12 protein-coding genes are annotated in these 12674 nt (G+C 40.9%); 8 read left to right on the forward strand and 4 right to left on the reverse strand.

Annotated elements, in window-relative coordinates; genetic code table 11:
* Positions 1-51: 51 nt before the first annotated feature.
* Positions 52-1923 (reverse strand): DUF4270 family protein, encoded by a 1872-nt coding sequence (locus ACEQ81_RS01520; protein ID WP_411029078.1) that lies wholly within the window; start codon positions 1921-1923, stop codon positions 52-54.
* 5 nt (positions 1924-1928) lie between these two features.
* The gene (locus tag ACEQ81_RS01525; RefSeq protein ID WP_411029079.1) at positions 1929-2738 is read right to left on the reverse strand and encodes a glycogen/starch synthase; all 810 of its coding nucleotides are present in this window, start codon (positions 2736-2738) and stop codon (positions 1929-1931) included.
* 102 nt (positions 2739-2840) lie between these two features.
* Here ACEQ81_RS01525 and panC point away from each other — a divergent pair, with 102 nt between their 5' ends.
* The 5 genes from panC (at position 2841) to radA (ending at position 7667) form a co-directional block, all read left to right on the forward strand.
* The gene (panC, locus tag ACEQ81_RS01530) at positions 2841-3689 is read left to right on the forward strand and encodes a pantoate--beta-alanine ligase (protein WP_411029080.1); all 849 of its coding nucleotides are present in this window, start codon (positions 2841-2843) and stop codon (positions 3687-3689) included.
* 13 nt (positions 3690-3702) lie between these two features.
* On the forward strand, positions 3703-4053 hold the full coding sequence (gene panD, locus ACEQ81_RS01535; RefSeq protein ID WP_411029081.1) for an aspartate 1-decarboxylase: 351 nt from the start codon (positions 3703-3705) through the stop codon (positions 4051-4053).
* 2 nt (positions 4054-4055) lie between these two features.
* Positions 4056-5021, forward strand: a complete 966-nt coding sequence (locus tag ACEQ81_RS01540; RefSeq protein WP_411029082.1) for a lysylphosphatidylglycerol synthase transmembrane domain-containing protein — start codon at positions 4056-4058, stop codon at positions 5019-5021.
* Between the two features lie 27 nt (positions 5022-5048).
* Positions 5049-6191, forward strand: coding sequence for an alpha/beta hydrolase (locus ACEQ81_RS01545; protein ID WP_411029083.1), 1143 nt, complete (start codon positions 5049-5051; stop codon positions 6189-6191).
* Between the two features lie 114 nt (positions 6192-6305).
* The gene (gene radA, locus ACEQ81_RS01550) at positions 6306-7667 is read left to right on the forward strand and encodes a DNA repair protein RadA (protein ID WP_411029084.1); all 1362 of its coding nucleotides are present in this window, start codon (positions 6306-6308) and stop codon (positions 7665-7667) included.
* A 12-nt stretch (positions 7668-7679) separates the two neighbouring features.
* Here the strand turns inward: radA and ACEQ81_RS01555 are convergent, their stop codons facing one another.
* Together ACEQ81_RS01555 and ACEQ81_RS01560 are read right to left on the reverse strand one after the other, a co-directional pair.
* Complete coding sequence (locus ACEQ81_RS01555) at positions 7680-8720, reverse strand: aldo/keto reductase (RefSeq protein WP_411029085.1); 1041 nt, start codon at positions 8718-8720, stop codon at positions 7680-7682.
* A gap of 76 nt (positions 8721-8796) precedes the next feature.
* Positions 8797-9561, reverse strand: coding sequence for an exodeoxyribonuclease III (locus tag ACEQ81_RS01560; RefSeq protein ID WP_411029086.1), 765 nt, complete (start codon positions 9559-9561; stop codon positions 8797-8799).
* Positions 9562-9698: 137 nt separating this feature from the next.
* Here ACEQ81_RS01560 and ACEQ81_RS01565 point away from each other — a divergent pair, with 137 nt between their 5' ends.
* The 3 genes from ACEQ81_RS01565 (at position 9699) to ACEQ81_RS01575 (ending at position 12577) form a co-directional block, all read left to right on the forward strand.
* Complete coding sequence (locus tag ACEQ81_RS01565; RefSeq protein ID WP_411029087.1) at positions 9699-9854, forward strand: hypothetical protein; 156 nt, start codon at positions 9699-9701, stop codon at positions 9852-9854.
* Positions 9855-9880: 26 nt separating this feature from the next.
* The gene (locus ACEQ81_RS01570) at positions 9881-10222 is read left to right on the forward strand and encodes a hypothetical protein (RefSeq protein WP_411029088.1); all 342 of its coding nucleotides are present in this window, start codon (positions 9881-9883) and stop codon (positions 10220-10222) included.
* Positions 10223-10393: 171 nt separating this feature from the next.
* Positions 10394-12577 carry a PQQ-binding-like beta-propeller repeat protein gene (locus ACEQ81_RS01575; protein WP_411029089.1) on the forward strand — a complete coding sequence of 728 codons (2184 nt, stop codon included), beginning with the start codon at positions 10394-10396 and terminating at the stop codon, positions 12575-12577.
* Positions 12578-12674 lie beyond the last annotated feature (97 nt).

The raw sequence follows: 12674 nt of genomic DNA on the forward strand, positions 1-12674 counted from the left end.
GTTACGGGTATATTACAAGAATTTCCTTTGAGTGGCATTTAAAAAGGCATACTAGTTGGTCTCTGTATAGAATATTTCCAACTTCAACTTCATATCCTCATCCTCCGGACCTGGATTGCTACCAATAAGAACTGTGCCTAAAGGTGTTAGGGTAGAAGCTACGGGTATTTCTCTTTCATTATCCCCGTCGTTGTCCCCATCATCTATTAATAAGGCATTCTGCGCTTGTACAAGTCTAATATCTGGGGTAATAGTTAATCCTAGAGTGGCGTTTGTGGAATCTCTTATAATAATATTGTTGATGTGTTCCGTAATCCGGACCGTGTACTTAATTCCTTTGTCATCTTCCGATTCTTCTAAAATACCATCATAATTTAAGAACAATCCCAAAGGGGACTCCGATTCCGAATTTTCGGTAAGTAAGTTGTATAATATCCCGTTTGTTTCTGCATTATAGAGGTATAACCTTGGAGGTTCAATAATGCCCCCTGCGGCATCCAGGGCCGTTCTATCCACATAGAATACAAGATTGGCTTCATTTATTATCCAATTGTTGGCCTTAATTTCGTTAATGGTCTCCTCACCGTTAAGTTCATCAAATAGTTTTATTTCGGTGAAAATGCCCGCACCTCCCTTGAGGTAAATCCGAGAAGCATCTTGCCCATTGTCCAAACTTGCAGCTATCTCTGCCGGGTAGGCATCATTCGTAAATGAATTTACAGCATTCCCTGTAACGGCTCCTGTTTGGGGGTTCCGTGTGATAAGGTTTAACTCAAACGTTTTTTCGAGCTTCACTACTTCATCATCCGATGTATCGTCCGTGGTACCATTGATATCCAAACTATTGTGCTCGTATACTATGCCAATGGAAACATTGGTATTGGCCAAATCCAGGGCTATCATTAAATCGTCGGATTCCATGGTAATTCGCAATCCTCTTATAAATTCTACAAAATTGGAGAAGCTCAGCAATTCCGATGAACCTTCTTTATCCAAAATATTTTCTTGAAAGAATGCCGGATCTAAAGGAACCCTAATCCCTGGATCCAAAAAACGGGAAGTTTCCGATTCGTCCACATCATCAGTATCTGGGTCATCGTCATTTGGCAACTCTATCTGCAAATCGCTTATGGTTACGGGCCCTTCGAACAAAACATCAGAGACAAAAGCCGAAAAGTCTTGCGAAGAATAATACTCTTGCGCCTCCTGAAAATTGGTGTCCGGATCCAATTCCCTTAGAAAAAAGGTAGACCTTTCAACTTTTAGTTGAAAGGGTAACTCACGATTTCCGTAAATACTATCGAGAACCAATCTCCTGGCAAACTGATTGGCCACCGTTTCCCCATCTTCGCCATCATTTATCCCATCGCCGTCCGTATCAACATCAAGCGGATTGGTTCCTTGGGTTCTTTCCAAGTTGTCTACCACACCATCTCCATCGCTATCGCTATTGGGATCGTCCGGATCTGCATCCAACTCGTTATCAACACCATCCAAATCCCTATCTCCCCGTGGGTTTCGCAAGTAAGGAATATACAGGAATACCTCTTTTACCGTTTCGTTCTCTTCAATAGTGGAGATGCTTTCATCATCAGCTGAATTATCTTCCACCTCTTGACTAAAACTTCCAAAGACCGGGTTGTTCGTAGATAGTTGTATCTGGGTTGTAATGGAGGCCACGGTTTTTCCGTATACGCCATCATTAAAAGTACCTATATGGTAAATCGGTAATTGATTTGTCTGTATCGCTTCTATTTGCTTGTTTAAGGCAAATACGGGATAAACCGCTTTGTCCGTAACAAAAGGATCTCCTCCAATTACTCCACTCCCTAAAGTTGTCAATTCCTCCTCGCAAGACGACAGGGCCGTCACTATTAGCATTACTGCGACCGCAGCTATTCTAAAATTGTTCAAAAATCTCATGAAATCTATTTTAAAACTTCGGTGTTATAAAAATCGGCATACGCGTCCTCAAACTCTTGTAAGGAAACATATGGCAACACAGGTTTTTGAAGGTTGGTAATATATTGTTGCAAATCTTCTGGAATATCTTCCGCGGCTAAAATAACCGCATCGGAAAAATCTACCGCAACTTTTAACAAATTATTATAGTTAGGTTGGGCAAGGGCCGCTATTTTGTCTTGGGCCACCCCATCAAAAGTAATTTTCTTCTGTATCTCCACATCTAGCTCGCCTTCAAATCCTTTTCCGTATACCGATGTTACAATCTTACTGTCCGCAAACAGGGGTTCGTCCGCATAATATTGTTTTAGGTATAAAGGTAGTAAGGAGGCCATCCATCCATGAACATGGATAATATCTGGGGACCAATTTAATTTCTTTACCGTTTCAACTACGCCTTTTGCAAAAAAAATGGCTCGCTCATCATTGTCCCCAAATAAATTTCCTTCCTCATCGGCAAATGTGGCCTTTCTTTTGAAATACTCTTCGTTATCTATGAAATAAACTTGGATCCGCTCTCTGGGTATGGATGCAACCTTAATGATAAGGGGCATATCCATGTCATTAATAACCAGGTTCATTCCGGATAAACGGATAACTTCATGAAGCTGATGCCTACGTTCGTTTATATTTCCGAACCTGGGCATAAATATCCTTATTTGGCCTCCATTGCTGTTAACCATTCGTGGTGCTTCGTAAGACATTAAGGAAACTTCGTTCTCTGGGAGGTAAGGCACTAATTCTGAAGATACAAATAATATCTTTTTACCATTCATAAAGGCTGTATTTTATTTATCGCGGAAACTAAGCTGCAAAATTACAAAAATTATGCAGATTAGCCTTATTTATAGTAAGTTTGCTCGCTTTTAAAGTTTATAATGCGGGTATTCAACACTAAAAAAGAACTAAAGACCCTTCTTAACACGGTATACACCAAAAATTGTACCGTAGGCATGGTTCCTACCATGGGAGCTTTACATGTGGGTCATGTTTCGTTGGTAAACAGGGCGATTAAAGAAAACAACTTGGTGGTTGTCAGTATTTTTGTAAACCCTACCCAGTTCAATAATTCCGATGATCTAAAAAAATATCCCAAAACATTTAAGGAAGACATTGCCCTTTTAAAAGAACTATCGGAGGACATTTTGGTTTATGCCCCATCCGTTAATGAAATATATCCGGACACCGTTGAGCCAAATAATTATGATTTTGATGGGTTGGACGAAGTAATGGAAGGGGAGTTCCGTGAAGATCACTTTAACGGAGTAGGTACGGTTGTAGAAGAGCTATTGCAAACCGTCTTACCGCAAAAAGCCTATTTTGGCGAAAAAGATTTTCAGCAGTTGCAAATCATTAAAAAACTGGTGGCCATTAAACACTTACCCATAGACATTATTGGGTGCCCCATTGTACGGGAAGCCAGTGGTTTGGCCATGAGCTCTAGAAATGAAAGGTTAAGTAAAGAACTTCGCAATGAAGCTGCATTCATCTATAAGACCTTATTGGAGGTAAAGAAAAAGTTTTCCAAAAACAGTATAAATTCCCTGATTAAATGGGCCGAAAAAGAATTTGATGGGCAGTCAAAATTGACTTTGGAATACCTGCAAATAGCATCCGAAGATACGTTAAGACCCGCCTTCCGAAAACAAAAGGATAAAAAGTACAGGGCCTTTGTTGCTGTATATGCAGACGGCATAAGACTCATAGATAATATAGCGCTGAATTAATTAACTTTGTCCCATGTTAATAGAAGTAGTAAAATCCAAGATACACCGTGTAAAAGTTACAGGTGCAGATCTAAATTATATAGGAAGCATAACCATTGATGAAGATCTTATGGATGCAGCCAACATTATACGTGGCGAAAAGGTTCAGATCGTAAATAACAACAATGGCGAACGTTTGGAAACCTATGCCATCCCAGGGCCTAGAAACAGTGGCGAAATTACCTTAAATGGCGCAGCTGCCAGAAAAGTGGCGGTTGGAGATGTTTTAATATTGATTTGCTATGGGCAACTGCCCATCGAAGAGGCTAAAAAATTTAATCCTGCCTTGGTATTCCCAAACGAGGAGAACAATTTGCTGAACTAATTTTGAAAACTTCCCTAAAAAAAGCCTTAAAAACATTTCTGCCCATTGGGTTGGGGGTTTTCTTGGTTTGGTATTCCTATCACAATACCTCACCGGCAGATAGGGAGCAAATTCTTAAATACATTAGGGAGGCAGATCTCTTCTGGGTGGCAATATCGGTAGCCATCGGGATTCTAAGCCATATATCGCGAGCAATACGATGGAATTATTTATTGGAGCCCCTTGGGTATAGGCCTAAAATAGTGAACAACGTTTTAATGATCTTACTGGCTTATTTTGCCAACCTTGGTATTCCCAGATCGGGCGAAATTCTTAGGGCAACGGCTCTGGCCACTTACGAAAATGTTCCTTTTGAAAAGGGTTTTGGCACCATTGTAACTGAACGTGTTATAGATCTAATTATGCTATTGCTGATTATTGGCATTACACTCTTTTTACAGACCGATATAATACTGGGGTTTTTGCAAGATAAAGGCTTCAATTTTACTGGAATTCTTGTGCTATTGGGTATAGGCATCATTTTTTTGGTGCTCTTCGTCATTTTTATAAAAAGGTCGCCTTCAACTTTCGCCCATAAACTCAAAAACTTTATCCTTGGTTTGTTAGATGGCCTTTTTAGCATATTTAAAATGAGGTACAAGTGGTTTTTTCTCTTCCACACACTTTTTATTTGGGGGGCCTATATTCTAATGTTTTGGGTCATTAAATACACTGTTTTGGAAACCGTAGGGCTTTCCCTAGGAGAGATTCTGGTAGCCTTTGTAGGTGGTGCCTTTGCCATGTCTACCACTAACGGCGGCATAGGCCTCTACCCTATTGCCGTAAGCAAATCCCTGGCCATTTTTGGCATCAGTGCTGTTTCGGGCGATGCTTTTGGCTGGATCATGTGGATAGCACAAACTTTAATGGTAGTGCTTTTTGGTGCAATATCTTTTCTGGTCTTACCGTTATTGAACAGAAACCGATAGTATTCTATTGTCTAAAAAGACATCTTTATGACACGCATCATTACAGTTTTGGCATTGTTGATATGCTCAGGACTAAGCTCACAGGTAACCCAAGAGATTTTTGAATCCTTTAAACTACAGGAACGACGGGATGTTAAATATTACATTCCCGAGGATTATTCTCCGGAAAAAAAATACCCGCTTGTCCTTGTACTCGATGCAGAATATCTTTTTGAAAATGTAGTGGCTACGGCCAAATTCTACAGCAGTTTTCACGGTATGCCCCAAGCCATTATAGTAGGGGTAGACCAAGGCAATAATGATATACGTTGGGACGATTGTGATTATGACCAAGTTTCTGGATTGCCTACTGAAAAAGGTAAAAAGTTCTTTGAGTTTTTGGGCATGGAACTTATTCCCTATTTAGAAACCAGTTATAATACCGCTCCTTTTAAAATGTTCATCGGTTATGATATTACGGCCAATTTTGGCAATTTCTATCTTTTTAAGGAAAAATCATTGTTCAATTCCTATGTAAGCATCTCCCCTATCCTTGCCCCTGAAATGGAAAGCAGAATTCCGGCACGGTTGGGAGCCATGGACAAGAAAATTTTCTATCATCTTATCGTTGAAGGAGAAAAGAGCAAAGACCAAAAACGGATCTTGGACCTGGACAAGGCTATCAAAGTGGTAGATAACGAATCGCTCCACTACTTTTTTGACCAATATAACGATGCCGATCATATTTCGGTAGCAACCTACGGAATAGGAAAAGCTTTTGACAATGTCTTCAAAATGTTTAAACCTATTAGCCCAAAAGAATATAAAACGGAAATGTTAACCTCTGAGGAACCTGTATATCAATATTTGGAAGACAAGTATAGGGAGATCGAAGAAATGTTTGGCTTTAAAAAGGCGGTAGAACTCAACGATATTATGGCAGTATATGCGGGATGCAGGAAAAAGGACGATTTTGAATCGTTAAAACCTCTTTCTGACCTATGTAAGGAAGAATTTCCGAATACCATGCTGGGTTTTTACTTTGAGGCGGAATATTACGAAGAAATTGGTGATACAAAAAAAGCATTACGCACCTTCGAAAAGGCCTTTGGAATGGAAGAAATAGATTTCCTAACCAAGGAAATGGCCCTAGAAAAAATAGATGCCCTTAAGGCCGATTTTGGTTATTGATTTAACGTCATTGCCTAACTTCCAAAAATAAAAGAGCCGTCTTATTAATTCGAGATTGCTTTCCTTTGTTTTCTACGCGATCAATGATATCTTTAACCCAAACCAATTGGGTTAATGGCCAAAACAAAAACTGCATTTTTTTGCCAAAATTGTGGCACGCAATACGCTAAATGGGTGGGGCAATGCACTGCTTGTAAACAGTGGAACACCGTAGTTGAGGAGGTTATACAGAAAGAGGAAAAAACCAATTGGAAAACTCCCGAGACTTCAGCAAAAAGAGTTGCCAAACCTTTACGGCTTAGGGATATCAGTATAGAGAAAGAACTTCGCTTAAACACGGACGATTTAGAGTTCAACCGGGTGTTGGGCGGTGGATTGGTCCCCGGATCACTTATACTCTTGGGAGGTGAGCCAGGAATTGGCAAAAGCACCCTTTTATTACAGATTGCCTTAAAACTTCCTTATAAGACCCTATATGTTTCTGGCGAGGAAAGCCAAAAGCAGATTAAAATGAGGGCCGACAGAATACACCCCGGTAGCGAAACCTGTTTTATTCTCACCGAAACCAAGACCCAAAACATTTTTAGACAAATAGCATCGATAACCCCAGATATTGTCATAATCGATTCTATACAGACCTTACATTCCGATTATATAGAATCCGCGGCAGGCAGCATTTCTCAGATTCGGGAATCTACGGCAGAGCTAATTAAATTTGCCAAGGAAACCAATACTCCCGTCATATTAATTGGTCATATCACTAAAGACGGAACCATTGCCGGACCAAAGATTTTGGAACATATGGTAGATACGGTGCTTCAATTCGAAGGAGACAGAAATTATGTATATCGTATTTTGAGAGCCTTAAAAAATCGTTTTGGCTCTACGGCAGAACTTGGTATTTATGAAATGCAAGGCAGTGGGCTCCGAGAAGTAAACAATCCTTCGGAAATTTTGATCTCCAAAAATGAAGGCGTCCTTAGCGGTACGGCCATTTCTGCTACCGTTGAAGGTCTGCGTCCTTTAATGATAGAAATTCAGGCCTTGGTAAGCACCGCGGTTTATGGCACACCACAACGTTCTACAACGGGTTACAATGCCAAAAGATTGAATATGCTCTTGGCAGTGCTGGAAAAGCGCGCCGGTTTTAAATTGGGCGCCAAAGATGTATTTCTAAATATTACAGGGGGCATCTCTGTGGATGACCCTGCCATAGATTTGGCGGTAATTGCCGCTATACTTTCTAGCAATTCCGATATCCCAATCGAGAAAGGCGTTTGTTTTGCCGCCGAGGTAGGATTAGCAGGGGAAATAAGGCCCGTACAACGTATAGATCAACGCATCTTGGAAGCCGAAAAATTGGGTTTTAAAACCATTTTTGTGTCGAGGAGCAATAAAATCACCCTAAAAAAACCCACCATAAATATCCAACTGGCATCTAAAATAGAGGATGTCGTAGAGGAACTATTTGGCTAATAAACCATCTTCTTAAGGAGCCGGATTCGGAATCTCATCGTGGATGGCCTCAATACCCAATAACACCTCTTCGTTAAGTTTTACATCTATGCTAGCAATGTTTTCCTTTAGTTGTTTCATGTTTGTAGCCCCAATAATATTGCTAGTTACAAAAGGTCTAGAATTTACAAAGGCCAGGGACATCTGTGCCAAGGACAATTCATGAGCTTGTGCCAGATCAAAATATTTTTGCGTTGCCTTTGTTGCATTTTCACCGCTGTAACGATTGTAATTGGGAAATAACGTTACTCTGGCATTGGCAGGTTTCATACCTCCCAAATATTTGCCGCTAAGCACTCCAAAACCCATGGGTGAATAGGGTATAAGCCCAATATTCTCGCGCATGGAGATTTCTGCCAACCCGGTTTCGAACAATCTGTTCAGCAAACTGTACGGGTTCTGAATGGTGATCATTCTAGGAAGGCTGGCATGCACCTTACTTTCTTCTAAAAACCGCATGGTGCCCCATGGTGTCTCATTGGACAACCCCACATGTCTTATCTTTCCTTCCTTCATTAAATCGCGAAGTGTTTCCAAGACCTGATGGATGTTATCTTGCCAATGGTCGGAAATATCGTGTTTGTACCCGCGCTCCCCAAAATAGTTGGTAGTACGCTCTGGCCAATGTAGCTGGTACAAATCAATATAATCTGTTTGTAAACGCCTAAGACTCCCTTCTACCGCTTCAATGATTGAATCCTTACTAAAACCGGTGTTTCGGATAAATTTGGTGAATTCTGCCCTGCCCGCTATTTTGGAGGCTAGGATTACCTTGTCCCGATTGCCCGTTTTTGCAAACCACTTTCCAATGATCTCCTCGGTGGCGGCATAGCTTTCTTTTTGAGCCGGTACCGGATACAACTCGGCCGTATCAAAAAAATTAATCCCTTGATCAAAGGCATAATCCATTTGCTCATGCCCTTCTTCCAAACTGTTCTGCCTGCCCCATGTCATGGTTCCGAGACATATTTTACTAACTTCAATATCTGTTTGCGGTAGTGTAGTGTATTTCATTTAGGTTCTAAAATTTAAAAAATAGATCTGGGGTAATTTATTTATGGTTAATAATCATTTAAAAAAAGAATGGAAATTAAGATTCTAACTCAATCAGAATAGGACAATGATCGCTATGCCTAGCTTCTGATAAGATTACAGAACGCTTTAACCTCTGTTCTAAGGGCTTGCTTACCATGCCATAATCCAAACGCCAGCCTTTATTGTTGTTACGGGCATTGGCTCTATAACTCCACCAGGTGTAGTTGTCCGGTTCGGAATTAAAATGCCTAAAACTATCAATAAAACCACTCTCCATAAAACCTCCGATCCACTCCCTTTCCACCGGTAAAAATCCCGAAACATTTTTATTCCTTACCGGGTCATGGATATCTATGGCTTGGTGACAAATGTTGTAGTCCCCACAGATTATCAAATTGGGGTAGTCCTTTTTAAGCTGATTTACATACTTCTGAAAATCTGCCATATATTGCAACTTAAGCTCCAACCTATCCAAATTGGTTCCTGATGGCAAATAAAGACTCATTACGGAAACTCCATTGAAATCTGCACGTAAATTTCTGCCTTCAAAATCCATGTACTCTATTCCAGTGCCATATTCCAAATGGTCCGGTTGTTTTTTAGACAAAATTGCCACACCACTATATCCTTTTTTCTGGGCACTGTACCAGTAGTTAAAGCCGTAGCCGGCCTTTTTAAAAACTTCCAGGTCTAATTGATCGGCATTCGCTTTTATTTCTTGAAGACATACTACGTCCGGATCCACACTTTGCAGCCATTCCAAAAACCCTTTATTAAGGGCAGCCCTTATGCCATTTACGTTATATGAGACTATTTTCATGCGTTGGTACTTGGTTTAAACAGATGCTAAAATTAACAAAATTGACCTTACCAACTATGCTCCTTAAAGAAAAGAAAACAAATTTTGTATTTTGGAACGGGGTTTGCAATTGCATAGTAAATACAAAAAGAAGCATAATGAAAAAATTATACCTGTCCTTTATATTCTTGTTGGCGGTAATTTTGGCCAACGCCCAAGCCTATCCCAGGTTTAATACAAGCCAAGAGGTAAAATTTAACATTGGACTCTTTTTGGCTACCACTACCGTAGAAGGATCTTATGAGTATTTTTAAGTGAGGATGCCAGTATTGGCGGTACCGTGTATTTTGACAACGATGCCGAAGACTATAATGGTAATTTCGGAATTGGCCCCAATTTTAGGGCCTATTTCGGTTACGGCCCTAGAAGTGGTTTTTTTGCGGAAGCTTTTGGACTTTACTATACCGGAGAGGATGAAATATCCAATACCGGCTCCCCGGCCATACAGGACAACGAGTATAGCACCGTGGCACTCGGAATTGGATTGGGAAATAAATGGGTTACCCGAAGCGAAAAATTTACATTGGAGGTAAATGGTGGCATTGGTAGAAATATAAACCCAGAAAGCTTTCAGGACGACTTTATGTATCGGGTTGGATTCTCTGTTGGGTTCCGATTTTGATATCGCATTTTACAAAACAATATTCCCTTTAAAACTCAGAACATTTATAACGCGCTACTTATAAAAAATCTATCTGGGTAATTGCCAATTTAGAAAACTGATATGTTGGTACTCGGAAATTGCAACAATTCTTGAAGTTGTTTTCAATCTTAAGTTTTAACTTTAATGCTTATGAAAACACCTAAACCAAAAATCTTTGCAATATCCTTCTCTGTCTTTCTTTGTTTGATAGCCTGCCATACCAAGGAGACAGATGAAAGAACAGAGCTTGCAAAAGCGTACTATACCACTTGGCAACATTATTTGGGAGACCCTGGGCGTTCCCATTTTTCCTTTCTTAAGCAAATAGACACTTCCAATGTAAAAGAGCTAAAAATTGCTTGGAGTTATAATAGCGGGGGTACTGTGGCAGACAGAACTACACAAATGCAGACCAATCCGCTAATTGTGGGAGACAAACTTTTTGGAGTAAACGCATCCATGATTCTTTTTGCACTAGATGCTACAACAGGAAAAAAACTATGGGAGTTTAAACCTCCAATGGCAGACAAATCTGGCCTGGGGTACAATAGAGGTCTAAGCTATTGGTCTTCTGAAAACGATGGTAGTGGACGCATATTTTTTTCTTCCGGACCAAATTTGTACGCTATAGCCATTAAAAGTGGAGAGGTGATCTCTTCCTTTGGCGACCAAGGAAAAATAGATTTAAGAAAAGGCCTGGGTAGGGATCCAGAAAAATTATCGGTGTTTGGGAATACTCCAGGCGCCATATACAAAGACTTGCTTATCATGGGCACTCGGGTACAAGAGTCACATGGGGCTGCTCCTGGGCACATAAGGGCCTACAACGTTGTTACGGGTGAAATTGAATGGACCTTTCATACCATACCTCAACCAGAAGAATTCGGTTACGATACTTGGCCCAAGGAAGCCTATAAAACAGTAGGTGGTGCCAATAATTGGGCAGGCATGTCTTTAGATAAAGACAGGGGAATGGTTTTCATCCCTACCGGATCGGCGGCCTTCGACTGGTATGGCGGAGATCGTATTGGCGCCAATTTGTTTTCCAATACCTTATTGGCACTGAACGCCGAAACAGGAGAAAGAATTTGGCATTATCAGGTAGTTCATCACGATCTATGGGATAGGGACCTACCTGCTCCCCCCAATCTAATAGAGGTAGAACACGATGGCAAAAAATTGGCTGCAGTAGCCCAAGTCACCAAAAGCGGTCATGTTTTTGTTTTTGACAGACTTACTGGGGAACCCCTTTTTCCAATAGAGGAAAAAGAATATCCAAATACCCCACTTGAAGGAGATAAGGCATACAGAACACAACCTTTACCGTTAAAACCAGAACCCTTTGCTAGACAGCAACTTACTATCGACGATTTGTACGACCCGGACAGGGCGGCCCTCATAGAAGACCTGGTAGATAAAAGTAAAAACAACAAGCCGTTGTCCGTAAAGGAAAAGCTTCAACAGGTTACCTCCAAAGGGCAGTTTATCCCTATAGACACCAATGGGGTTATCTTATACCCCGGCGCGGATGGGGGCGCCGAATGGGGAGGTGCGGCAGTAGACCCTCGAAAGGGAATACTATACGTAAACTCCAACGAAATGGCTTGGATAGTTAAAATGGTCAAAGCCGGGGAAAAGGATGGTAAAAAGATAAGTAGGGGAAACACCTTAACACAAATTCATTGTGCCAGATGCCATGGTGGGGAATTACAAGGATTGGGTGCAATTCCAGAATTGCAACAAGTAAAATCTAGATTATCCAAAAATAACATTTCGGACATTATTAAAAACGGAAAAGGGGCAATGGCCGCAATGGCCAATTTGTCGGATGATGAAGTAAACGGTATTGCTAACTACCTAATGGGTCTCGAGGAACAAACCGATCATAGGGCCGAGGTTTCCTATGACGTACCATACGCAATGGCCGGCTTTGGACGCTTTAAAGACGATCGTGGTTATCCTGTTGTTAAGCCTCCGTGGGGAACCTTAAACGCTATTGATCTTAATTCTGGCGAATATATTTGGCGTATTCCTCTGGGAAACGAGGAGGGTGTCAACGATCCTGAATATCCTATTACAGGAACCGAAAATTATGGTGGTCCGGTTATTACGGAAGGAGGGGTATTGTTCATAGCCGCTACTAAAGATGAAAAAATCAGAGCTTTCAATATGACTTCCGGGGCATTATTATGGCAGGCAAACTTGCCGGCAGGGGGGTACGCCACCCCTGCAACTTACGAGGTAAATGGTAAGCAATTTGTGGTCATTGCCTGTGGCGGCGGTAAAATGGGAACCAAATCCGGTGATATCTATATGGCTTTTGCCCTTCCTTAAAATAGCATTTGTAATTCCGTTTTTTAAGTTAGACCTTGCAGTCGCAAAAGCACCCTCACATTGTATAACATAATTTTATAAACTTCTGATACTTTAG

Source organism: Spongiimicrobium sp. 3-5 (assembly GCF_046557915.1).
In the GTDB taxonomy this organism is placed as follows: domain Bacteria; phylum Bacteroidota; class Bacteroidia; order Flavobacteriales; family Flavobacteriaceae; genus JBHEBG01.